The following is a 25,216-nucleotide window of genomic DNA, read 5'->3' as shown; positions in this document are numbered from 1 at the left end:
TTTGCTGTTGCCCTTGTTGGTCACCGCTTTGCTGTTGCCCTTGTTGGTCACCGCTTTGCTGCTGCCCTTGTTGGTCACCGCTTTGCTGCTGCCCTTGTTGTTGGTTTTTAATCTCAGCTAGAGCATCTTTTATCAAATCAATAGCAATCGATTCAGTCGACATTCCCATGTATTGCATATCATCATTTGACAAACCAAGCAGATCAAAACCAACTTTTTCTTTGAAAGCATCGACGTCTATTAGTAACCCTAATTGATAAAAGAGAATTTGGTTATTCGCTATATCAGCAGCTATGTTAGGTACTGGTTCTTTTATACCGATTAGCCTCGTAAAATCATCATTTAAACAGTGAGCTACTTCGTGTAATAAAACGAAAAGAACATTGTTAGCATATTTAGAACGACCCTGGGAGATGAGATCATTATCAAGTTCAATCAACTTTTGAAATAAGCCTTTGTTAATGAATATTGCATCACCTGTAGTAAAGGCCGTGTCAGTAGTCATTCTTGTAAAAACTTCATTATCATAAACGCAAAATGGTAGTCGCCTTGATAGGAGTGAATACATCTCAAAACGAGGAAAGTTAGTATTACTTGCGTAGTGCTCGTCACGGATGTGATTTACGAACTTCTGCAATATGATGTTGTATTTAGGTTCACTGCAAAGTTTGTTTGAAACCTTATAACTTGTACTCATAAATAAATCCTATTTTACATGTCGAAGTAAGCTAATGGATCATAATCATTTGATATTCGATGTGACTGAGATTCTATAGAGCTCAAAGCGCCTTGCCTTTGCGTAACAACATCAAACAAATCATACATATCAGAACTCCCTACATTTTTTAGATAAGTAGATATCTTTAAATCTGAGTCTTTGACACACAAATTGCCGAGAGGGAGGTTCGTCTCTTTCGCTGAGTTGATTAAATTTTTAAGTCGGAAGTCATTAATTGTCGTAATACTGTTTTCCAGAAGATAGGCAACTCCTGAATTTAGAGATGCCTCACTAAAAATATCATTGATAGGAGCTGAACGGCCTCCGCTAAGCTTTAAACCAAGAGCGGCTAAGTGAGGGGAGTCTTTCCCATATCGAGGGTCAATCTCATTAAGCCTATTAACTAAAGGTAAAATCATAGAGGAGGAATCTTTAAGGGAACTATAGGTGCGCTCGGCAAACTCAGACAATAAGATCTCACCGAACGTCGGTACATACACCTCTCCGCAGTCATTGGAATTGGATGCAAGAGCTATAGAACTTGGCATAACGGGGATATCACCGATTTGAAGTAAATCAAAGCTGACCTCTACAAGCTTAGATAAACATTCATTATTTTTAGGATCTTTGGCCTCCTCTATGCGCCTAGTGGCGTAATTAATGAAGTCGGTAATAGGTATACCTGCGATAAGAGGTAATTCGTCAGAATCACCACTTCGCAAAGATTTGGTCTTATCGAGTATGTTCCCTGCAAATGCCGGAGCATTGAAGTTACTAAAAAATGCAGTATTAATTTTCTTTAATCTAGCATTGGCAAATTTAGTTAATAGTTCAGGGTTATTCATACCTTTCAGCTTGAAGTCTAATAGCAATTGTTTTGGGTGATCTATGACTTTCATTACGTATATCTTCCTTGTCCCATTGTCTGTTTATAGTGTATAGTTTTTTCTAAAAATTGGAACCTTCAAAGGGATGATGTAAATGAAAAATGTGCCAATTGATGAACTTGTGTTTATCGAAAATAAACTAGGAATACCTGTACATTCCACAATCACATTGAGGGAAACGGCAGATAGTCTTTGCTGGAATTCTCTGCTGTCTACACAAGAGAAAAGACTGCAATTTCGAGCGAAGCAGATGGAGGTTAAAGGACATCAAGTCAATGTGGCTGGTTGCGGTGGAGCTCATTACATTTTTAACCCTGATGGATATTACAATGTATTTGAAATTATCAATGAATCTGTTTCTCTGTTCGCTTCCAAATTAAAATTACCGGTTGCCTATCGACCTAAAGATTGTAAAGGCCAAGAAATAGCAGTTCTTAAAGTTAATTCGACGGATTGGAACAACATCCCAAACAGCGTAGCTCAAAGCATGCTAGAAGAAATGGAGCAAAAACTAGCGGTAGCTCCCGTATCCATCGTCGTTTTCAATGACTTCCTTACTGCACCATCCATCATTAGAAGCTTTGCCGTAACTCTATTTGGAAATACCAATATTGGCGTTTTCCTTACAACAGATACAAAACTGTCTCTAGGTGAGGACGATCAGATTTCACAATTCATCTCGAATGACAGTCAACTACTTCAAAGTGCGCGAACATCTATCTTGGAACCCTCTAAAGAGAGCATTAAAAGAGTTATAAGCGAACACTCAGGGAGTGAGGTGTAATTTATGACCGGTAAATACGAAAGATATAAAGTTATTCCCGTAGCGATTATGGACATGGCCGAAAAAATCGGTATGCCTATTTCTAGGGTTTCCGAGATCAAGGAAGACGTTACTAAAGAGATACTACGAACATGGCATACAAGAGGTAGTGACAAATCTCAAGATGAAATGGTAGAGGTGGCTTGGAAGAAACTATTTGGCTTTTCATATGTAAATAAAAGTGACTTAATCAAGGGTTCTTATTTAAAGGGGCCACCTGGTCAGGGTAAAACAACAGTCTTTAAAGCTGCTCTTAAAGATATCTCTAATGCATTAGGGGTCAAACTCTATATTGATCCAGACTTACATGCTAAACCAGAAAAGAATGATATAGTTGCCGTTGTCTCGCAACTGGGTGGCGCGATTTCCCCCTCGACCATTCAAGGTGTTCCAACAACGGAGAACGGACAAACCATGTATTGTCCACCGAGTCGCATCGCAAAGATGGTGGATAAAAAATTTCGATTTCTACTACTTGATGACTTAGATAATGCTAACGATGGCGTCAAATCAGTAGCAATGCCTGTGGTTCAAGATAAGCAACTGAATGACATTAAGCTCGGTGATAGTTGCTATGTATGCGTAACCGGAAACCTCGGAGAAATCGACGGTACCAATACAGGTAGAGATTCCGCCGCTCTTTTGAATAGAGCAAAAGTTAGATTGGCTTGTGATACCTTGGGGGACTTTCTAGAGCGAGGTGATGCTCGTTTTCAGGATGAAATAGGCATGGGTTTTATTGATGAGTTTCTAATGGATAACCCCGAGTCATTTTACCCTGCAGTAGAGAAAAAATACCGAGGTCAACGTCCAACATCAAGAAAGTGGGATGACTTAATCAACGATATGAGGAATGTGCTTGAGGAACATGACCAACAAATTAAAGAGGGGATGACACCTAAGCCTATTATGCCCAAGCTATCCACACTCTTGCCCGGTCATGTTGGAAATAAAGTTGGCCAACAACTTATCGTATTTTATACCAACGCTTTAACGCTAGCTCGACCAGCAGCTATGGAATTACTTTCGAAAGGTGAACTAAGCGACTCTATGAGGGAGTCCCTACATGATTCCTTTTCTCAAGGTTTTGATTCTAAGTCAGAATCACTATCTAGGGGTTTCTTAAAGCAGGTTCAGCGTGGTGTATTTAACGAGATGAAGAAATACACTAACTTTCAGCCGGTTTCGAAAGAAGAACAAATGGAAGCGTCTAAAGCTCTATTCCAAAGTGCAGATAAAATCGCTAAAGCCGCATTTACAACGGGACTTGTCTCGGGAGGTAAGTTGAATATTATCGCAAACACTTACCACAATTTATTAGTTGATCTAGTCGACCACTCAAAGCAAGAAAACGATAATTCAGGTATGTTCGGTCGAACCAATGATAAAGGGACATACATCCCCTCCAGCTTACTAACCAACTTGCTGACTAAATCAGCCGAAAAGTACGGCAAAGATTACCCACATGGTGAAGCTCTTTTAAATGTCGGTAATGATAAGAAGACGAAGACGGCCCTAGAAAGCGCCATCATCGATCCTCTAACGTACTTAGACAACATCAAAGATATGCAAGATCAGCTAGCCAATGAAATGACCATGTAATAAAAAGGGGCTATGTCAACGGTCCCTTTTACCTACCGAAACATCTCGCCAGAAAAAAATTAACGATTTATTCAATTTATACCTAGGAAACAGTGTAGAATTCATCATTAATGAATTAGTATGAACATAGTTTTGTTAAAGCGTCCAAAGGTTTTCATGAATAAATCAATACTTTCTGACAATATAAAATCGATTTTATGCACTCTTAAACCTAATCATTCTGAAAACTACTCTTGCAAATCTGAGGCTATAGACGCATTCACAGCTACTTTCTCAATTCAAAAGCCGGGGCTTATTAAGGCGATTTCTGGAATTGCTGATGGCCGCTATTACGAAAACCTTGCCAAGAAGATACAAGCTAGGTTTGAAAAAATAGATATCCGCACAAAACCACTGTCAAAATCTGATCTTAAAAAAATAAAATGGTTAGATTTCGAAAAGATGACTCGCTCGGAGCGACATAGGTTTAATACGCAGCAAATCTTCAAACATCGTTACAAATCTAATGTCGAACATATGGCAGAGGATTTAGGGTGCTCGATTGAATTAGCTAATGAAATCCTAGATAGCGAAGATCCAAAGCAAAAAGTAATGCGTTTATTCAAAGAGCGATTGGCTCTGGAAAGCCTTACGCTCCCATTAGCAGAGAGACATCTAAAAAAAGCTACGGTAAACTTCTCTATAAACAATCAAATGTCCGAATTAGAAATTGCTGCACAACTTTCCAAATTGGATACAAAAGATATGGAAATACTCGTGGAAAAAATTCAGCGTGCAAGCACTATCATCGCTTCTGATAGCGATAAGCGAGAATACTATGAAAATTGATAAGCCATACATCCAAAAACAGATAGAAAACATTCGAACGCTCTATGACGCTGCAGACCACCAAATCTTTAGCAGTGATGCACCGAAGGAGCTAGGAATAGGAATTAACACAGAAGTAATTAAACTTATCGATAACATTCTTAGCAGTTCTCGAAATGATGCGATATTTGCAGACTTATTGGCGATATACAGCGGCGAGCTCGACTATGACCGAGCTCCAGGAAGTGCTCAACGTTCCTTTAATCACAACAATCCTACTTTTGAGGTCCTTTATGAGTTTCTATACCATACTGGTGGTCTGTTTTTAGACGTCGAAGCGAAGCCTTCAAAATTAGATGAAGATTTATGGGTAGAAATAGTTCTTTTTTGTCGTAAACCACAAGAGCGTGGATTGGAAATCAACAGACTCATCCTGAAAGAGCACTTTATCAAAGGCGTATCTCTTTCAGAACTGGCACGCCGCACTGATACTTTCCAATCGGGTTTAAAGCGAATGAGCACCGATCTAACGAAGACACTAAAAGCCATTAACTATGTAGTTAAAGGAATCAACTTAGTTTACTCGGAAGACAATAAGTAACCCCCAATTAAGTTAAGCTAGGTACCAGTAAGTTATTTAGCTTAACTCAAACTCACCCCCCATCAAATGCTTACCGCTTTAATCCTCTCGAATATATCAGCACCCTCTCTTATTGCTTTGTTAGATTGATGATAGTTAATTTATACTGTATATTTTAATTTAAACTTTTGTGAGGAATTGAATTATGTCAGAGAAGGAAACACCTGTAATAGTTGTGGTTGATGATGGGCATTTTAACGCTAAAGGCATACTGCTCTCAGATTCGTATGAGCCCGTCCACTACTTAATGCCAACTATGGTAATGAAGGGACACTCGACAGCTCAGTTCGGCGTTGATCATGCAACGCCAGTAGATTTCAATACCTTAGATGAGGACGGTAACGAGGTATACTATAACGTTGTAGAAAAAATGTCGTTTGGTATGAATGGCTATTTGGTCGATACAGGTAATGAAGATTTCCAAACAAGTGAAGCAAATCGAGTGTTAGTACACGCTATGCTTCATAAGATGGGGTTGGCAGGTAAGAAAGTAATCCTTTATGCCACCTCACCAATGCAACGCTACTTCCACCTGGGCGGCACTCTTAACGAAGGTTATATCAATAAACGCAATGAAAACTTAATGAAGCCCGTTCAGTCGAAAGATGGGAAGTCAGTAGAAGTCATCTCCACAACTCAAGTTCCAGAAGGCTTCGCCACATACCTATCTGTTCTATTGAAGCCAAATAAGAACAAGAAGAGAATGGGTGTAGACATCAGTGTTACTCAGCTTGATATCCTAATTCTGGACTTCGGCGGTCAAACTCTCGATGTTGCTGTAATTAGTAACGGTCAATTGGTAACGAACAGCAGCTACACTGAAGAAGGGATGGGGATGCTGAAAATTTACGAGCATCTAACTAGCTACCTTTCTACTTATCGAAAAAACATCTCTCGTACAGAAATGGCCGAGATCATCGAAACAGGTATTTTCTACACTGATAAAAAACGCAAAAATAAGATTGATGTAAGCGACCAAGTACAGAAAATCATCAAAGATGTGCTGAGCACTGCGATGGACAAAATCAACAGCCGTACCCCAACGCGCGAATTTGATCGAGTGCTGATTGCTGGTGGAGGAGTTTTAACCATAGAAAAAGAAATCAAACTGTATATTGATGAAGCTGAAATGGTTAGCGATCCTCTTTATGCTAATGCACTAGGTTCGTTGTTTATGGCGTATAGTGAAGTCGAATCTAAGTCTAAAAAGTCAGCGGCATAATAAAAGGTTTCACCAATGACCAAGAAAGTTCAGCGAAGATTAAGTCTATCTTTCGACAATAAATACGCGGAGCAAGTAGGGAGGCTTAACTGCGACTTAACAACAAGCACCTTAGCGAAGCTTTTCGACTTACAAGAAGACCTAGAACAATCTCTCGGATTTACTCTAGAGATTGATGAAGTCGTGACACACTTAAAGTTGATGCACTTAAGTAAAAAGCATCAGCAAGCCATTCACTACTCAATTCCAGCTGAACAGGCTTCAATACCTCAACCGCACGTTTCACCAACCATAGAGGGCCCCCAATTAGAACCAAGGAGCGATTCAGAAGGTATTGGCCAACCGGACCGTAAAGATACACGGTTGGAAGCCCCTGAATCGGATAACAAGGTAGATGATAATAGTCTGGACGACAAAAGTATGAACCTCCAAGAAACCGTCAATGAGGAAGAATTTGTAGATGCTGCAGATGTACTTGGAGTGGGTGGTCTGAAAAATATGTATAAATTTAATTAGTAAGGAAATAGCCCGTGAGACTTAAGGTATCTAAATGGGCGCTTTGCTCTCTAGCTACAATTACAGTAATTTTTAGCAATCATTGCGTCGCATTCACACCTGCCATTCAAGCTGCTTTGTTTAATAGTTCGGTAAGAGAGTTAAACATCATTCAGCAAGAGCGCTTGATTAGCTATACAGAATCTCTTTATAAGACACTAAACACCAAAGAGTCGACCTCATTGATCGGCCACCAGCAGTTAAAGGTTTCTAGCTACATGTATTTGGTTAACTACTGGTTATCGCAAAGCATTGAACAAATACTATATGAGCGAGGTGAAATAATCTCAGAAGATGCGATTATTGCTGCAGGTATTGACTCTGATGCTTACTCCATTCCACTAAAATATACGGGTCCATTAAATTTAGCTTTTAACAAAGCGAAAAGTGGAGCAAAGGAGTGCCTTACCTCGATAAACCCTACTTATAAGAAAAACTACCAAGATATCTACAACACAATTGTCGCTTTGTTTGATAGTGCCGATTCGTTAAAGATAGGTATGCCTGCGCGAGCAGCTTTACTGTATTTGAAATCACATTTCTACCTCAAGCTTCACGTACCAAATTCGACATTTACCTACGTTAATAATAAGTGCGTATCCGACATCAATGGCTTACTGACATGTGCAGATAAATGGGTAGAACGTATAAACCCTTCAAAGCAACACCTGAACTTAGTACGAAGGTATATGGAAGACGATATAAATGCGATGAAAGTTGATCGCTTAACCCGCAATCGACTCCTTAATTGCAATTTAACTATGTACCATTTTATTCAGAGTGGAGCGGTTACAGAACCATTGAATGATGGTCAGACGGTAGCAGCCTCGGAGTCACTATTTAATGATATGAGTGGTAAGCTAAAACGATACGCGTCGTCGACTACGTGGGACGCGGTATTTAAAGATAATCAATCGATAATGAATTACCTTTATAACCCAGAGGAATTTAAGAGCGATGTAACACTAGAGCCTCAAACAATAGGAAGGTCGTTATTACTCAACCAGATGAAAGCCGCAGCCATTAGACTATCTATTGTTTTGAATAAAGACTTAAAGGTAAATATCAACATTACTGAGGGTCAAAAATGAGCCTGATGCCATTTGATTCGATTTTTAATGCTAACGGAGGCGATGACCATCATAAGTCCACAGGAATAGATGACGAGAGGTGTCGTATCAATGGTTTCAACAATGCAAGAACAGGAGCGCAACGAACACAGAGTTTAGTTGGTGTACTCGTCCTCTTTAACGGTCAATCGATCAACCAAGTTAAACGATTCATAAACGCCAATAGCACCGACAAGGTGTATAAGATCATTAGTGAACTGAAGGCTAACTGGAAGTTGGATATCGATATCTCAAGTGGTGTGGTGCGCTTAAACGATCTTGGGCCAATTTTTAATGCTAACGCTGCTGGGGTGTTAGAGGTCGCCTTTCCAACAGGTAACGTCATAATAGGCAATCGGTTATACAAAGTGTGCTAACGAAACAAAAAAAATTAGTGAGCTATGGACTAACTCACTAATTTGGATGTATTTTAAAAGTATAAACCTCTATCAGAACTATTCCTTGTGAACTGCAATTCTAGTAGCACCAGGCATTCGTTACGCTCTTTCTCATCAGTAAACTCAAAGTTCTTATCTATGAATTTCTTAGCAAATTCTAATGCGACAGTCATAGGTAGAATAGACTCCGCCTCCAGAATGCTACTTAATTCACTTACACTTGAAAAGTGGTGAGAACCGGTAACAGGGTGTAATAGATTGGCGAAATACTCGATGTAAATATCGAAATCAAATAACCCTTGAGCGTGGTATTCAGTAACCATACTGGGTACCACTTCACACAATAAGTTCAACGATACCTGATTGCTCTTAGCAGCCTTTGATTTACTTTCGAGAGGAAAAGATTTCATGGTCGGCTCAAAGGGAATTGCTCTCATTACCTCAATCTGCTTAAGTGCTTTAATATAAAAGTACACTGACGACTTAATGACACCATCACAGTAGGCACCCTCACTTTCATTCTCTTTGAAGAACTCTGCAATAGGTTTAACTGCCGAGATAAAAGTGCTCAAGAGTAACTTTTCATAAGAACCCGACGGGTTTTGGTTAAATGAAAGTACTTCGCCTAAATCAAATGCAGGAGGAAGTGACTCAATTAAAGGGCTGAAGCCTTTTGGTGTTAACACGGGCCTCCCTGTAATGGAATCTTGCCCGGTCAAAAGTTTATACCCTTTCAACGGAGCTGTTTGCGCAAAGTGTTCATATGATCCGTAAGGATAGTTAACAACAAAACATCCCAAAGAATCAGTTAACTCAACGAGAGGAGCGCTAACCTCGTCGCTGAACAGCTCAGCCTCATCATTAAACCCACCTTTACTAACCATCGCGTTGATTTGCTCTTGGTTTAAGCCTTTACCTAACCAACGCGTTAAAGATTCATAGCGTGTAAGGAAGTTTGGGAATTCACTAAAGCTATTTTCTACACTCCAACCCATAGCATTTGCAAAAGAGGCTAACCCTTCATCAGTGTGTAGTTTAGCTAATGATTCAACCAATGATTTTGTAATGAAATCTAATCCAGATTTACACGATATCTCGCGTAGCCAAGTATCGTGTTGATTTATGATATTTACAGCGGCAATCAATGATTTCTGCTGTAACTTACGCTTGCTATCACCAAAACCATTAGCGGTGTTAATACTAAGCTTATCAATTTCAATGTTGATATCAGAAGTGTTGATTTTCATTATCTATCCTCCTTATTAGCTGGTGTTACTTCAAAAGATTCCGAAAGCTTCATATTTAAACGCTTGTTGAAAATTGCAGCTAACGGATTCATTGGTAAGTTTTTAGGAACATGAGCGCGTCGGTCAATCATTAACTTATTGAAGGCAGGGAAATGACCTTCATTAAGAATAATGTTGCAATACGAACGCATCTGAAGACTATTACCGGTATTGCCATCAATCTTGTAAGTGTCATCAAGGTCGACCCCAAGTATTTCTAGGATTTCATATAACTCATGCCCTAAGACATAAGATTCTGAAATGTTAAATTTCTTTGCATAGCCATTTAATTCAGGGAAGTATTTATTTAGGTCCAATACCGCCTTAACATCAGGCATGTTCACATTGTTAATTGAACGAGTTGCACGCTTTACGATACATTCCTTTGCGGTCAGCATATCCGTCAGTCGGATAGATACACCCTTGATTAATGATGGATTCATACGTAGAGATAGAGCCAAAGTGTAACCAACAATATACAAGATTGGGTATACCTCAGAGAACTGTAGCAGGGCTAACTTATCCTCTCGATTAAGAGTCCCCGAAAAATCATGCTTGATAAGAGAAAAACATCGAGAAACATACTTAAACTCAGAATCCCCCAATTGACTCTTTAGCACGTCTAACGGATTGAAGATTCCTGCTCTTAAGGCACTGTTATCTTCATTTATGGTTGTACGGAAGTTGCCCAAATGTATATCTATGTGTGAATGCAAAAAGGAATTAATTCCGGCACATGCGTTTAATTCACTCTCACAAGAAAAGTCAGATGGACAATACGTATTAAACAAAAGAGACTCAAAGCTTTTTGATTGCTTCAAATGCTCATAGTGCTCTCGATTAAACGATTTTGCCGTTGAAAATTGGTACTGAGATTTTCGCTCCCCAATAAGGCTGATAGAAGCAATCGCAACGGACATCAGCTTAGAGAAGTACCGAATAAAACCTTGAGGAATTTGCCCGTCCACCCTCTGATTCTTAATTACTTCCAAACCTTTAATTTGGTGATCATTAGCATCACACCCCAATTGCACTAAAAACAACTGAAGCCCAGCAACTACGGTTGCTTGATAGTGTCTATTGCCGTCTAGCGCCAAGTAGGAAAGGTGCTTGTAGGTACGGTAGTGGTAATTTTCAAATAATTTCGAGTTGGCTGGCTCAACGTTTGAGATAGAACCTAGCAGCGGGTAAGAGGTCATCCCCAAAGAACGTAAAGCAAAAATATACGGTACACTTTGTTGAGTCATTGTGTATGAACGAGAAATATAATTCGCTAGAGGGTAGATAACCGCCGCATTAGTTAAGTCTTGCTTTCGGATTAACAAATTAGTTTCAAGCGCCAATTTATTAAGACGATTAACTTCAACTTGGTTTAGCTGCTCACGACGCTCATTGGCCAGCTTATTTAGATGCTCAGTACGCCCTAAAGCTAACTGTTCGGCATGAAGTTTTCGTTCTTGCTCAATGCGTAGTGTTTCAGTTAGCAGCTGATTTTGTAGGTTATGCTGCTTTTTAGCAATTTGAGCACTACGGATTGCGAGGTAATATTCAGCAACGTTGGTCATTATTTAATCCTATTTCAACAGGCTAACTCCGTGAACAAAGTGAGAACCGGAGAGCCAAATCTTTACGCGATTTTAACATGGCTAAGCAAAAGAAACGGGCGAAATAAGAAAAATTTTCAAAAAAAAACTCACAGTTAAAATGCTATTTACCTAAAATCGATTCGTAAAAACATCAAAAAACAATGTATAGTGTAAAAGATAATTGCGAACTGAGAGTGAAAAATGGCCGACCCTAAAAAAATAGCGAAAAATGCGGAAAAAGTAGCCGCAAGAGCAAATGATACAATCAAGTTCATTCAGTACACTCAACAAGCATTGATTCAATCTCTTTTGTTCCAGGCTGAAACCATTACTAGCCAACGAAAAACAATCAAAATGTTAATTCTGAGCGTGATCGTACTATCGATAGGGTTGGTTGTAGCTGCGACAAGAGAAATGCCTGAAGCTCAGGTCTATGGTAGAGACAAAAACGGTCATTTTTATAATTTAGTTCCTTTAAATAAGAATGATGTACACCTTACGAACATTCGCATATGGGCAGAGACATGCGTAATCGACTCTTTAGATTTGTCTTTCATTAACACCCTCAATCGAATTAATAAAATCCTCAATTCTTGCTTTAGTGATCAAGGAAAAAAAAGCTACCAAAACTGGCTCTTGGCTGGAACATCTGATCGGACGATTAGCTTCAGTAATAATTCCGAAATTTATGCCGACTCTGAACTCGGCATGATCATAGAAGATGAAGTAACACTAAATGCCTCCCCTAAATCACCAGGCCGTTTGCGTGAAATTCAACCTATAACTGACGGCGAAACAGGCGAATCTATAAAACGATGGGAGCTAACTTTTTCTATATTATTGAGAAAGCAAGAAGGTTTAAAGGGAAGCGGCACTAGCACAAAGGTTGCTAAAGTTATTATGAGTCGAACTAATAACCCCGCATTTGAATATGGCGTATCAATCGATAGCTACTCACTTTCATCATCTAGGTAAGGGTTTAGACATGTCTAAATATGTCAAAATGGCGCTGCTAGGTTTAGTTGTAACGCTAAATGCCTTCGCTAACGAAGATTTAAAATCCGGCGATATTGATTCGTTGTTAGCTCAAACTATTAGTGAGCAAGCGATTCCCGAAGTTAGTAAGGATAATGAAGTGTCTGAAGCTGAAGTGATGAAAAGCGATAAGACACAAAACGAAAAAAAACGAGATAAAAAGCAGGCAAATCACTTTATTCGAAGTATCAACGAAGATGGGTACTCCACGGCTGAGTATGACAAGAAGCGTGAAATATTAACAAAGATACTGTCTCAAACGGATGACCCTAAATCAATACTTGAAACTTTGATAGCAGAAGGTCCATTGTCCAACTCGTTCAACGATATATTTTTACTTCGATTAGTGGCCGATGAATTACAACGAGCTAAGAATAGCCCCTTGCTTGAAACGGAAATTATCAATGACCAATACTCAGTCGATCACACTGACCGCTTTAAGATGTATGACATTTATGTACATGATTCAGGAGAAACGCTATTGGAGTTTCTAGATGTCACGGGTCACCCTTGGCCAATATTTGATTTTTCACCGACAAAATCACTAGAAACTAGAAAAGGTGAATTAAACATGCTCTGGATTAACCCGTTAGTAAAGCATGTGAAAACCAGTCTATTTGTAAGTTTGAGTGAATATAGTGCTCCTATCCAATTTAACATTCGATACTCCAATGACAAGAGGCATGGTTTCGCATCGTTTAAATTACCCTTCATCAGCCCAATAAACCCAAATGTAAACAAAGCACCTTCGAATACGAACTTTGATTTGGAAATTTCAACAGCTTCAAAAGAAGACGGGCAGATCACAATTCGTGAGCAACTAGACAGCAGAGAGCTCTCTTACCTCGCCTCAACAGGTAGATTTAGAGATAAAACAAAATTAAAACAGGAGGCAATACCTGTAATGGTGTCTGACCCTAGCATAGCAACGGTTTGGTTCTACAACGGGAACTTTATAGTAAGAACACCAAACCAATTGTATTCATTCGACAGGATGGTTAGTTCTGAGGGGGAGATGAAAGTCTTTATTTCATCTACTTTGAACTCAATTGTTCCGTTAAATCGCAGTGGTGAAACAGTCAATTTATTCATTCCAGATTATCACAATTATGTACAGAGGTAGCGCACAGTGAAAGACATCGAACAGACTCCGTTGCCTGAAAAATCTGAATCAATAGGAACAACTAAAACTCCTGAATCTGTAACGCCAGTTAAGGAGAAAAAAAAGCTTAGTATGACTAAGGGTGGGAGCATGATATTTAAAATATCAGCTACTATCTCTGTAGTGGTTTTCAGTACCTTAATTGTAGTCACAGTGTTTTCTGACAATGAAGATGAATCGAATGATTCATTTAAGAGCAGTACGACAATAGGTTCTATACCAATAAGCGATGACAATGTTTCCCAAGAGCAAATAAATGCTGTGGACGGGGCCGAAAAACAGAGACAAAAAAAAGCCGAAGATTCTTATACGTCATATGTAGGTTCAGATGCATTAAATATCTCTACATTTTCAAGTGAAATTACCCCTTTAGAGAGCGCCCCTCAAATAGCCGGTACTTCTGCCGAAGAACAGCCAGAAGCAGAAACGGAAAACGAAGCCCATTACGACGCATTTGAAGGTGCCGATGACGGTGGTAAACCCCACGTAAGCCCTTCAAGAGTTAACACAAGGTCACAACGAAGTGACGCTGGAAATCATACGAACGGTAGTGGTGGCACTTCGTCTGTATCGGACGTGAAGCGAGAGAATATCCTTGCGCAATTTGAAGAATTCTCGAAGCCAATAGATGTTACTGCTGGTGGAGAGCCCCCCAGTCACACTAGATTCAAAGCTGTTAATTTAGAAATGGACTCCTATAGCCAAGTCGCATCGACGAAGGGCGGATTTACCAATGGTAACGAATTGGATATGTCATACGATGGTTCTGAGGAGTTTGAGTATGACACCAAGCCATCCAGTGAAAAAGTAACAGATGACGGTCTAAACCAAGGGCGAGGTCGAGGATTAAGGCTTGGGGATTTCATGTTAGGGAAAGTTAATAACAGCCTAAGATCGTCATCTAAATCGCAATATATGATGGTTGAAATATTAACGCCACCATTAAAGGGAGCGATTATCCCGTTCAACCCAACATTAGAGTATGACAACTATGTATTTGCAAGCGATCGTGTCAATTTCAATGAGTTTAAAGGGACATTGCAAAGCGTTGTTGTAACACCGGATGAAAATTTAGCTAACGGGTACCGAAGTGGCGTTGATTACCATACTTTTTATAGAGTCACGATGATGCTTGCTGCAGGTTTTGCTTCAGGCGCGAAAGAGTATATAGGTCAGTTAGGGGGCGCTGTGTCTGTTGGTAACGAAACGACCGTTGTTGAAGGTCGAGAATTTAAATGGAAGGAAGCTCTCGCCGTTGGAGCGGGTAGCGTAGTCGATGAAAGTAGGGAGTTAATTCAAAAAGAAATAGCGACACCTCCGACTGTCTGGGTGGATAACGGTGATATTGTAGGCATTATGATCACAGAAGATTTTAACCCTGCGTGGTTCCCGTTTATCCCTAAGAATCAGCAATCCATCTATGAATAATGGCACCATTTAAAATAGGTTGATTGGAATATGTTTACTCGCTATCATTAGTTTATACATAGTATTATTTTTAGGAAGTTTATATGACCGCTGGAACGCATAATGAGTCCCATGAAAACATAAACGCATTGAGCGAAATGGAAAGCATTAGCGAAGACTCTAGCGGGATGCAGGATTCGAACTCCGCGACCGAAGATGCTCTATTAAATGAAATTTACGCTCAAGAACAACAAGAAGCTCTCAACTCTCTACATGAATCTAACTCTGAGTCTCAAATAGGGACTAATAACGAATTTGATGCTTTATCACTGGCTATGAGTCATAGTCAATCCAACTCTAAAATGAGTGATGATACGCATAACTTAATGACTGAGGTTAAGCCAGAACAGACTGAGGTCGATTCTACTTTTGATATTTCCGATACTTTTCATGCTGAATCAGATCAAGAGAAAGTTAACGTAGACGATGCGGAAAGTGCAATGGCAATGTTTGGCCAGCCAAGCCAAGAGTCAAACCACACTCAGACTGAGAATGTAGAACTTGATAAGGGTTTTGAGGCGCCTGAAGCCTTTAGTTCAGATCAAGCTATGGAGATGCTTCAATCACAACTAACATTTGAAACTCCCAGCCAAGACGTTGAAGCAGAATCAATTGAAGAGGTTGATTCAGAACAAGACAACATGGTGGAGGAAGAATCGTACAAGGCCCCAATCTACCTCCGTAAGTGGTTTATTCTCATTATCATGCTTTCGATTATCTCGGTCATGATTTTAGGGGTGATTTACTCATTTATGTCGGCCTCTGAAGGGGCAATCAAATCTCCACAACAAGCAAATGCTCAACCATTCAATCAAAGCCTGGTTAGAGAACAACCATCTTTAGAAGGCGGAACCGACCTTACAAAATCTGGCGTCGATCAATTATTTAATGGTTTAGCAGTTGGCGAAACTCTAGAAGACCGAGACTATACAGACTCAGACCCTATTACACGTAAAACCATTCTGACGTTAGAAAACGAAAACTTACAATTAAAAAGCGACCTTAGTGTAACTAAAGAGTCTCTTCAGCAGTCACAAAAAGACTATCGCCAAGTTTTAAGTGATAAAGAATTAACCATTTCAAAATTAAGCAAAGCTAATGATGAGATAGAAAAACTCAAATTAGATATCAAGTGGCTAAACAAAGATATAACTTCCAAAGTAACGAAAATTTCTAACTTAACATCGATAAATACGCAGCTATCTATCGATGTTGAAGCTGAAAAGCGCATATCTAAAAGAGAGAAGGAAGCTAGACTTGTAGCAGAAAATCGCTATGTAGAATTGGTTAATTCACGCTCGAAAGAACTCATGGATATAAATCAATCTCTTGGCCAACTCCAAACAGAATTCAAAAATGTTATCGACGAAAAAAACTCTCGCGATGCACATAAAAAATTGCGCCATCTGCTTTTTGTCAATGTTTCAAATGGAGTGGGCAAATTTTTCAAAGTTAAAGACGGGGAGCCATATGGAGAATTGCTCACGTTACAAACCGGCGAAAATTTAATAGGAAGAGGAGAGGTGTTAGCGGTTGACCCATATGGTTGCATACGGTTTAAAGATGGTAAGCAATATCAACCTGTTAACGGCTTCTGCCCATAAAGAGTTCTTATATCATGCTTAGTTCGTTTATTTCATTATTATCATATTTTACGTACTTTATTTACTTCTTTGCTATCGCAAGTGGGTTGATGATCATTTTAAGCGTGTTTCATAGCTTAGATAAATTAAAGACATCCAATCAACAAACAATGCAGCAAGAGACAAACGTAACAAACATAATGGTACGTTTATTGTTTGGCTTGATGTTAATCACCATAAATACCGTATCCATGATGCTGGCAACTTCCATAGGGGTTGATGGCCAGTTCATTAAAGACCCCTACGCTCAACTTGGTTACATGAATGGAGCGGTACCATCAGACGCAGAACTGAAGTTAGCCTTGTTTGTACTCACTATATCAAGGTGTATGGGTGGTTTTGCCTTAACCGTAGGTCTTAAGCACGGGCAATATGCCGGACACCCTCAAGAGCAAGTAAGAAAGTCAGCTCGCTTAAGGGCTATATGGGGTTTGGTGTGTGGCTGTATTTTTATATTTCCAGAATTTTGGATGAATCTAGCAGAAAGTTATTATGCAGATTTGTCTTATCTTAATGGCCTTTTTAAACGAATAAATAGCTAGAAACTCGATAAGGAAAAACAATGAAAAATATCACTCAAGAGACAAATAAAAAGTCTGTATTGTTGGCGTTAATTACGGCTGGCATCGTCGTAACCTCGCCATCGGCTTTTGCAGCAACAGGAATTGAAGTCATAGGCACTAACATAGTGCGTGTTATCGCATTTTTCGTTGGTATCGCATTCATTATATCAATAGGTGTGGGGGCGATGAAATGGCTAAGTGTGGGTTACAGCTTGGACAAACTTAAAGGGCCACAGCAAGATCCGAATGCAAGCAAAGACATTGGAATCGACTTTTTAAAAGGTCTGTGTCTAATCGGCGCTCCAGCTCTGATAGTTATGTTCATAGTTTCATTTTTCGGTACTACAGAAGTAATCAATTTTATGATGGGCGGCGAAAAGGGCTTATCTACAAGTGATATGCTTAATTTAAATCAGGGTCAAACAACAAAATAGGCAATTTATGAAACCACTTGCTATAAATCGTACTGAATGCGTTGATCGTTTATTAGAACAAGAAAACCCATTATTTTTGTCTCTGGCGAAGAAAGTATTAGCTAGAGATAATAAAAAATGTTTTCTGTGCGATTTTTCTGCATCCAAGATGCAGCAAGTGGTGACCAAAAATGGTTGCTATAAAGACAGTGATTTTACTTTAGATAATATGGTAACAGTTTGCCCTTTTTGCTTTCTAGGGCAACGACTTGGCCACGCCGCATTATTCGACAATAAGATCACTTTCGTATATCTACCCGAAATATCTCAACCCGACTTAAACAACCTGCAGCGACTCATGCATTACTATCAGTCTCATCCAGACATCCCAATGATTCATAAGAAAGAAACGGATATGACGGAGCAGGAGCAAGGCCTAATCGATTTCTCAACCCATGTTGAAGCTTTCCTTGGCGAGTTAGAGCAAAGAGTGTCAATGGTTACCAACGCTTATCGACATGCCAATCTGCACGATCAAAAAACATTGGTTACCATGCTGTTTGAAATGCCAGAGGATGCTTATGAAAAACGAATGAAATTTTTCGAACCTATCCGCTATCTCGTGGATACCGAGTTAGCAGATGAACTCAATAAGATATATTCAAAGGAAAACTTTGTATCTCTCAATGGTCACGTCGAAATGCTCTACAGTCGATGTCTAAACCTGTCTAGCCTGAAAGCATAGTATCTACCGAAGAGGGAACGATGGATTCAGGACTCAACTCATCACGACAACGCGATCAAAAAAAAGAACCAGTTCTAATTTGGAAGCTTAACCCAACAGGTCGACTAGATCACTGGTTGATAATAACTGTAAGTGGCAAGGTCAGTCGCTTCCATAGCAAATTAGCTATGGAAGAATCATTAAGACGTAGAAGCAATGGTAGATTCTATTGCAATGTCGACGAAACCACACTGCAGGAAATAGATGGCTGCAGCTTTCACTGCTTATCGCTGACGCCCTACGAATACAGAAGTCTTTTTTCAGTCTTGTCTATTTGGAATCCAGACTCAAATGATGACTCAGTACTACTAGATAGCTCACAAGACAACTTTGCCATCAAAGGAAATAACAGCCTTATTAAATGGCTAATCAAATATGACCGACACCTCAATATGCTGCGTCGTGAAACCCAACACCCAAATGCTCTCCCAAAACCAACTGGCAACCATGCTTTCTTAGGGCGATGGCTTGAAAGGGAAAGCATACGACTTTACCCGCAAGGGGTCGTCATGGATAAGCAAGTATTCTGTCAAAGGTGGGCTCCTACACACTGGACTGAATTATTAAAGCAAGGGTTGTTGCTTCAAGAACCTAAACGTAATCCAGCTCTCATTAAGGTGTGCCGTAAGGACCCCAAACGTATATTGCTTGTGGAGCAAATTGCGTTTGTCCTCGTTAATGTAACTCGTACGACCGTAAAGTTAGATTGGCCTGAAAAACAAAGTACGTGGATGTCAAATGTTGAACTGAATGCCATCAGTAATTTGGACAGCAAGCTGAAATTTACCATTGAAGATGTATTCACTGTCGACTCAAAGGCAGTTCAACATATCCAAAGTAATTGGGTAGAAGACGACACGCTGCAGTTGTCCGTTACTCATGGGATAGCAACAAGAAATTTAGTTAACGAATACAAAGGAACCTGGACAAGTGTTTGGTGGAAATGTGTAGAGCGTGCGAATTGGATAACAATAATTGGTGAAGTTCAGCGTTCACATCAAATCATTGCAACTGGCTTTGGCAATGGCTACGTCAGCTTCTTTTGTTGGGCCGGAGAAGTTGCCCAGCTGTGCGAAGTATTCAAAATGAAAGCAGCAGTACTAAAAGTGGAAGAAAAGGAATATGACGCTGAATTCCAGCAAGAATATATAGCAATTAAGCAGAAACAGCATCAAGACGAACATATTAAGAAATCAGAAGATCAGGTGAATTATGAACCCTTATCGTCATCCTCAATTTAACTCCTGCGCAATAGCGCAAAGCCTGTGTGAAGTTGAAATTCTATCGCCTGAATTACTCGAACAGCTCGATGGAATTGTCGATTACTCAACCCCAGCTTTACGAATTAATTATCTCACCTCGGTAATTGAAAAAAACGACTCTGACACGTCAAATACAGGGAAGCAATAACAATGATATTCTTTGATTTTTTTAACAAGCTGAGAGGAAATAAAAAACTTCAAGACGAATGTGCTCGATACATAGACCTTGAAGCGCCTTGTCTCATCGACCCTGCGACCATCTTAACTACACAAGGGGTTAGGTTATCGCTTGTTCGCCTGAATGGGTCAATGAACATACTCGGAGATGCAAAGTCGCAGGAATATGCGTTGGCATACAATAATGTCTTAAGCATTCTAAAAAGCTATTTTAATTCGGACAAAGTGTGTGTCGCCTGGATGTACGAACAAGATCCCAATTTCTCTAAAGACCTTATCAATGAGGTTACGCGACCTTCACGTATTGCTGGTGAAAAGCTAGGGATTGATGTCGAAGAAATGTATCAAGAACTGAACGGTGCGAATGCTGAAATCAGCATGGCTCAAGACAATGTGATTGCAATTTGGACGACGCCGACAACACAGATGGAATATGTTGATGGTAAGGTTGTTCCTGTCCAAACTGAAGAAATGCAACTTAGCAATATGCACAAAACTTTATTTCAAGGCGCGTCCAATCCTTTTCTTTCAGATAGTCAAGCCGTTGAAATACACTCAAACAATGTAAAGGTCATACTACAACAGCTTCGAAATGCGGATATCATTTGTGACAAAATAGAATCGAAAGAAGCAGCACAGTGGATGCTAACACGCATAAATCCGACTCATCCCAAATACACTCAACTCAATTTTATCGACGATAAGCGGATAGGTACTCCCACCCCTGGGGCGTGGATACTTAACCCCGATACAAACCAACTTAATATTGGAGCGTTCCTTGCAGAACCGTTGTCTGCTCAAATGGCACGTAAAACCATCGTAGAAGATGGTATCGATGGCGTTCTCAAGATAGGAAATCGCTATTTTGGAACGCATACGGTAGATGTACCTCCGAAACAAAACATACCTTTTAATATTCTACTAAAACGACTCAAAGGCGTTCCTTGCCGAATTACATTTATCATGAAGCCGAAATCGAAAGATATGTGGTCAAAGTTAAATGAAAGCATCAATAGAACCATTGGTGGCTTAACGCAAAAGAACAGAGAATATTACCAAAAAATGATTCTGATGGACTCATTCCATCAAGAGTTTGATGCACCGCCTGTCAATGTTCAAATCCTAATCACGACCTGGGGTGAATCTGAGCAAGATATCAATCGACATGGTGAAAGCTTGCAACAAGCTATGACGGATTGGGGGGGGGCAAGAGTTACTTTTGATAACATTAGTCCATTCCAGACGTATTTCTCATCTATTGCTGGTGTTAATAACGCCAGTCACAGCGACGGATTTCTAATTGGCGCGGATAAATTGGCCGATATTCTACCCCATCAATCTGAAAGTTCCATAAATGAGTATGGTCCGATTGTTATGCGCCATGAAAGTGGCAAGGTTTGCCTACTTAATCCCAACAACATTTATCAAGATTATGATTACACGTTGTATATTGCGCGTCCAAGACAGGGGAAGTCATTAACAATGAATGCCAAGTCCATAGCTTCGATGATGCCAGAGGGTGTAACTCACATGCCTTTAGTTGTATCTATGGATATCGGTCCATCTTCAGAGGGAGCTTTTCAATATCTACGCCTTATGATGGAGAAGAAATACGGTTCTGATCAAACAAAGAGACTCATCGTTTGCCAAAGATGGGACCCATCTAGTGATAATTGGAAAGTAAACCCACTGGATATAAGACTGGGACGTAAGGTGCCAACGAATCAGGAGTTTCAATTCATTATCAACTTTTATGCCTCTGTCTGCGCTGAACCGGAAACAGGTTTTCCATGCAAAGGTGGCAAAGATATTTTACAAGGTATTATTGAGGCAACGTTCCTACGCTTAGCGCAACGTAATGAAAGTAAAAAATTCAATGCAGCCATAAGCCCTGAACTCCAAAGTCTCACGAAAAAATATGGAATAGTGGTAAGTAAAACGTCTTCCATTAACTCGGAAACCATTTTATATAAATCCTACTTTGAAATTAGAGATGAACTCTTTCAGAAAGGTTCGATTGAGGGGGCATCACTTGCACATCGAATGGCGATGCCAACGATCGATGATTTAATCCAAACTTTAACGACAGACGCAGCTATAAAAAAACGTTACCAACGAATCTATCCTGAAGGTATAGAAACTATAGCATTCAAGTTAAGAGCTCACATAACGCTAATGCCGCATTTAACATCCAATACGACCTTGGACTTTGCCGACGCGCATGTGATCAGCTTTGACTTAAAGCCAATAGTGAGCGAATCGACTGATAACGAGTCTCGCATCCGACTTTTTGCTGAATACTTGCTGGCAATGAACATTGGCATGAAAAAATTCTTTATCAATGAAACGATCCTTAATGGTATGGATGATTTGTATCACGCCTATTGGAAGAAAGGCATAAACCAATATCGAAACGTAGACAAATGCCTGAACCTCGATGAGTGGCACGCATTAACCGTGAAAATGAATAATGATCGAGGCGATTCGATTTCGGTTCCTGTTGCGGGAGCAATGTATATTGAATGGCTTGTAAAAGAAGCGCCTAAGTGGAGACTTAACATTAACCAAGCTAGTCATTCCGCTTCTGATTTTACATCTACGATGAAAGAAAAAGCGACAAATGTGTTTATATACTCCGGCACTACAGGTAAAGAGATAGACACCCTAAAGAAAGACTTCAGCTTAAGCGAAACACAAGTTAAAGCTCTGACTTCTTTACATGGCCCTAATGGAAAGCAAGGTTCTCAAATGCTATGGCTATATACTGTCAACCTTCCAAATATGAATAGTATTCGTGGTTCAGCAAAAGTCGAATTCTTGTGCAAAGGTTCAATGCTTTGGGGGCTGAACACCTCTGCTAAGGACTTGCCACACAAACTTAGATTGGAGAATGAGCATGCTGGTAAACCCTGGCTTAAGGGTTTATGCAAAGCCTTCCCGTCCGGCTCTATGGAAAACTATCGAAATGGCTTAGTACAAAGCTTGCGAGAATCCAATATAGCCGCAGAACAAATGGAAAAAGGCATTGAAGAACAAATTTATGACAAATCAATTGTTGCGATGAATACTTTGCAATTTGGTACTGAAGTTATCGAAGACTCCGAACTAATTAAGCAGAAATACAGTTAAACACTGCTTTTCTATGATTCCGACGTATTTATGAACTAACGGGTAGTACGATACCAACAACTAACTGTACTACCCATCAGGAAATTTAGTATGTCTGCCATTACCATGTCTGCTACAGCTCCAGCCGGAGTGTTCACCAAGCAATTAACGATTACCAGATACAGTTGCGGTAAACGTAAGGTGCAACTATCTACAAATATCTTGGCGCTAATGGGCTTTAAGAAAGGAAGTAAAGTCGTAGAGCAAAACCTCGGTGATGGGCTAGGTTACGTCGTGAAGTTAAGCGAAAAACTGCCGTTACTAAGCAAAGTAAAAAGAATTTATTCTAGGACCTATAAGAGCGGTAGGAAAAACAACCCATTTGAATTGACGTTTGAGACATCATCCAAAGCGATACTCAATTCCATTCCAGAAGCGACCGATAAAGTACATGTATCCATATCCTACGGAGAATTTAGAGTCGTTCCTATTGTTAATCAACTAGCTGAGCGCTTGATGCAGGTTTTAACAAGTAAAAAACCGCTATCGTGCTTTTCAGCTTGCACAGCTGGAATCGATTGCCATGCAGCAGCAAGCGAAGGTTTTAAAATAGACCATGTGCTCGAATATAGACCGCGTAATGCATCGGACAAAAATGCTGATTTTTCAGAGTCAGGAATCTTATCTGCAATATCAAATGTCGAAGTCGGTAACGTGTTCAATGAAGATATTACCCATGTCAGTATTGATATGCTTAAGAAATATTACGCTGAAAAACCAAGCTCATTATTTACAATATCATTAGAGTGTTCTGAGTTTAGCCGCCTTAAATCCGCATCCGAACGGGAGGCATCGTTTCAGTCGGGCAACAGTAGCCTATCAATGGTTTATGACGGATTGAGAATTATAGATGGCCTTAAATTCCCAGTAGTATTAATGGAGCAAGTTCCCGGATTCAAAGATTCAGATTTATATAAGCTATGGGATTTAAGACTGCGCCAAATGGGGTATAAGACTAAAACGGCAGTTTTAGACGCAAGAGAATACGGTGGGGTAAGCAGTCGTGCTCGTCTGTTCCACTTTTCAACATTACTCCCAACAAAATTTGAATTCCCTAAGCCAACCCCACGCACCACAACGACTGTATGGGATCAACTGGTGGCCAAGTACATTCGAGAGCCGGTAACCAAAATAATCAGAAACAAGCCTGTGACAATGTATGGTCAGCTTAGGGATGTAACGGATACGAGTAGCGTTAAGAAAGGAATTGAAACAGGGAGAATCAGAACTATCTCCGAGTCGTCGCTGCACGCTCCGTCACTAACAAGAAGCCAAAGAAAACAGACTAAAGATGCAATATATATTGAGTACCAAGGGCGATATTTAATGCCATCTTTGGAACTAGAAGCAGAAATAATGGGTGTTCCTGAAGAGTTTGATTTGAATATGAATTCAATCAATTTGGCGAGTGCGATACTTGGCCAAGCTGTCGATTGGCCATTGTATAAAAGTATAATAAGTCAGGTGAAAAAACACTTATTACAATTCATATACGGGAAAGGCGAAGCAATGGTTTGGTGATAATCATTGTCGACTCAACTCTTACATCAGAAACAAACGTTAGGGTTGGTTACAAAGGAAGACCTCGCGAATTTCAGTAATAACACCCAACTCCTTACAAGATATCAAAAATTAAGTAGATGGAACTAAGACATGAAACAAGAAGATAATCGATATTTAGTGGCCATTTTTAACACAGAAGGAGTCGAGAGTGAAACTGGGTCTTTCTGTTTAATAGGCAACAAAGACACTGCGATAGAATATGCCCTAGAAAAGACTTCAGGAAAGGTCAAATTAAAGGCTGCTAACTTCACACTTATCGAATGGAGCGAAAAAGCTAAGATACCAAGGCGGGCGCTGGTTTCACCTTTGATTGCAGAATCGATATCTTAAATATAATATATACTGT

Annotated in this window: 23 protein-coding genes; 19 read left to right on the top strand and 4 right to left on the bottom strand. The window is 39.8% G+C overall.

All coding sequences use genetic code 11. The features are described 5' to 3' along the window. Together AB4653_RS04095 and AB4653_RS04090 are read right to left on the bottom strand one after the other, a co-directional pair. Positions 1–697, bottom strand: a 697-nt coding sequence (locus tag AB4653_RS04095; protein ID WP_372103395.1) for a hypothetical protein, incomplete at its 3' end; no start/stop codon positions are given. Between the two features lie 14 nt (positions 698–711). Further along, a complete protein-coding gene (locus AB4653_RS04090; RefSeq protein ID WP_102257430.1) occupies positions 712–1,617 on the bottom strand; it encodes a hypothetical protein in 906 nt (301 codons plus the stop codon). An 82-nt stretch (positions 1,618–1,699) separates the two neighbouring features. Here AB4653_RS04090 and AB4653_RS04085 point away from each other — a divergent pair, with 82 nt between their 5' ends. From AB4653_RS04085 to AB4653_RS04050, 8 genes are all read left to right on the top strand, one after another. Next, positions 1,700–2,389, top strand: a complete 690-nt coding sequence (locus tag AB4653_RS04085) for a hypothetical protein (protein ID WP_102257431.1) — start codon at positions 1,700–1,702, stop codon at positions 2,387–2,389. Between the two features lie 3 nt (positions 2,390–2,392). Next, positions 2,393–4,030, top strand: a complete 1,638-nt coding sequence (locus tag AB4653_RS04080) for a hypothetical protein (RefSeq protein WP_102257432.1) — start codon at positions 2,393–2,395, stop codon at positions 4,028–4,030. A gap of 156 nt (positions 4,031–4,186) precedes the next feature. Beyond that, positions 4,187–4,858 carry a hypothetical protein gene (locus AB4653_RS04075; protein ID WP_133151956.1) on the top strand — a complete coding sequence of 224 codons (672 nt, stop codon included), beginning with the start codon at positions 4,187–4,189 and terminating at the stop codon, positions 4,856–4,858. Then, complete coding sequence (locus AB4653_RS04070) at positions 4,848–5,438, top strand: hypothetical protein (RefSeq protein ID WP_102257434.1); 591 nt, start codon at positions 4,848–4,850, stop codon at positions 5,436–5,438. Before AB4653_RS04075 ends, AB4653_RS04070 begins: the two co-directional genes overlap by 11 nt. Before the next feature lie 184 nt (positions 5,439–5,622). Beyond that, the gene (gene parM / locus AB4653_RS04065) at positions 5,623–6,699 is read left to right on the top strand and encodes a ParM/StbA family protein (RefSeq protein WP_102257435.1); all 1,077 of its coding nucleotides are present in this window, start codon (positions 5,623–5,625) and stop codon (positions 6,697–6,699) included. Positions 6,700–6,714: 15 nt separating this feature from the next. Beyond that, complete coding sequence (locus AB4653_RS04060; protein ID WP_102257436.1) at positions 6,715–7,215, top strand: hypothetical protein; 501 nt, start codon at positions 6,715–6,717, stop codon at positions 7,213–7,215. Positions 7,216–7,229: 14 nt separating this feature from the next. After that, positions 7,230–8,345, top strand: a complete 1,116-nt coding sequence (locus tag AB4653_RS04055) for a hypothetical protein (protein WP_102257437.1) — start codon at positions 7,230–7,232, stop codon at positions 8,343–8,345. Next, entirely contained in the window at positions 8,342–8,740 is a 399-nt protein-coding gene (locus AB4653_RS04050) for a hypothetical protein (RefSeq protein WP_102257438.1), read from the top strand. The genes AB4653_RS04055 and AB4653_RS04050 overlap by 4 nt, the downstream gene beginning before the upstream one ends. Before the next feature lie 53 nt (positions 8,741–8,793). Here AB4653_RS04050 and AB4653_RS04045 read toward each other — a convergent pair whose 3' ends face one another. Together AB4653_RS04045 and AB4653_RS04040 are read right to left on the bottom strand one after the other, a co-directional pair. After that, positions 8,794–10,008 (bottom strand): hypothetical protein, encoded by a 1,215-nt coding sequence (locus AB4653_RS04045; protein WP_102257439.1) that lies wholly within the window; start codon positions 10,006–10,008, stop codon positions 8,794–8,796. Then, positions 10,008–11,612: a hypothetical protein gene (locus AB4653_RS04040; protein WP_102257440.1), complete on the bottom strand. Its 1,605-nt coding sequence runs from the start codon at positions 11,610–11,612 to the stop codon at positions 10,008–10,010. The genes AB4653_RS04045 and AB4653_RS04040 overlap by 1 nt, the downstream gene beginning before the upstream one ends. A 222-nt stretch (positions 11,613–11,834) precedes the next feature. On the opposite strand from AB4653_RS04040, the gene AB4653_RS04035 reads away from it, so the two are divergent. From AB4653_RS04035 to AB4653_RS03985, 11 genes are all read left to right on the top strand, one after another. Next, positions 11,835–12,608 carry a hypothetical protein gene (locus AB4653_RS04035; protein ID WP_102257441.1) on the top strand — a complete coding sequence of 258 codons (774 nt, stop codon included), beginning with the start codon at positions 11,835–11,837 and terminating at the stop codon, positions 12,606–12,608. A gap of 10 nt (positions 12,609–12,618) precedes the next feature. Continuing rightward, positions 12,619–13,791, top strand: a complete 1,173-nt coding sequence (locus AB4653_RS04030; protein WP_157936392.1) for a DotH/IcmK family type IV secretion protein — start codon at positions 12,619–12,621, stop codon at positions 13,789–13,791. 6 nt (positions 13,792–13,797) lie between these two features. Beyond that, complete coding sequence (locus AB4653_RS04025) at positions 13,798–15,258, top strand: TrbI/VirB10 family protein (protein ID WP_102257443.1); 1,461 nt, start codon at positions 13,798–13,800, stop codon at positions 15,256–15,258. 83 nt (positions 15,259–15,341) lie between these two features. After that, on the top strand, positions 15,342–16,901 hold the full coding sequence (locus AB4653_RS04020) for a hypothetical protein (protein WP_102257444.1): 1,560 nt from the start codon (positions 15,342–15,344) through the stop codon (positions 16,899–16,901). A gap of 14 nt (positions 16,902–16,915) precedes the next feature. Further along, positions 16,916–17,482: a hypothetical protein gene (locus AB4653_RS04015; RefSeq protein WP_102257445.1), complete on the top strand. Its 567-nt coding sequence runs from the start codon at positions 16,916–16,918 to the stop codon at positions 17,480–17,482. Between the two features lie 20 nt (positions 17,483–17,502). Continuing rightward, positions 17,503–17,937 carry a hypothetical protein gene (locus AB4653_RS04010; RefSeq protein WP_102257446.1) on the top strand — a complete coding sequence of 145 codons (435 nt, stop codon included), beginning with the start codon at positions 17,503–17,505 and terminating at the stop codon, positions 17,935–17,937. Positions 17,938–17,944: 7 nt separating this feature from the next. Continuing rightward, the gene (locus tag AB4653_RS04005; RefSeq protein WP_102257447.1) at positions 17,945–18,661 is read left to right on the top strand and encodes a hypothetical protein; all 717 of its coding nucleotides are present in this window, start codon (positions 17,945–17,947) and stop codon (positions 18,659–18,661) included. Positions 18,662–18,828: 167 nt separating this feature from the next. Further along, positions 18,829–19,941: a hypothetical protein gene (locus tag AB4653_RS04000; protein WP_372085650.1), complete on the top strand. Its 1,113-nt coding sequence runs from the start codon at positions 18,829–18,831 to the stop codon at positions 19,939–19,941. 171 nt (positions 19,942–20,112) lie between these two features. Further along, entirely contained in the window at positions 20,113–23,268 is a 3,156-nt protein-coding gene (locus tag AB4653_RS03995; protein WP_102257449.1) for a hypothetical protein, read from the top strand. A 90-nt stretch (positions 23,269–23,358) separates the two neighbouring features. Further along, positions 23,359–24,828: a DNA cytosine methyltransferase gene (locus AB4653_RS03990; RefSeq protein WP_102257450.1), complete on the top strand. Its 1,470-nt coding sequence runs from the start codon at positions 23,359–23,361 to the stop codon at positions 24,826–24,828. A gap of 132 nt (positions 24,829–24,960) precedes the next feature. After that, positions 24,961–25,200, top strand: coding sequence for a hypothetical protein (locus AB4653_RS03985; protein ID WP_102257451.1), 240 nt, complete (start codon positions 24,961–24,963; stop codon positions 25,198–25,200). The last annotated feature ends 16 nt before the right edge of the window (positions 25,201–25,216 follow it).

The organism is Vibrio sp. 10N.222.48.A3 (genome assembly GCF_041475345.1).
Lineage (GTDB): Bacteria > Pseudomonadota > Gammaproteobacteria > Enterobacterales > Vibrionaceae > Vibrio > Vibrio tasmaniensis_A.
The sequence above is the reverse complement of the archived record's forward strand: the minus strand, read 5'-3'. Positions and strand labels throughout refer to the sequence as shown.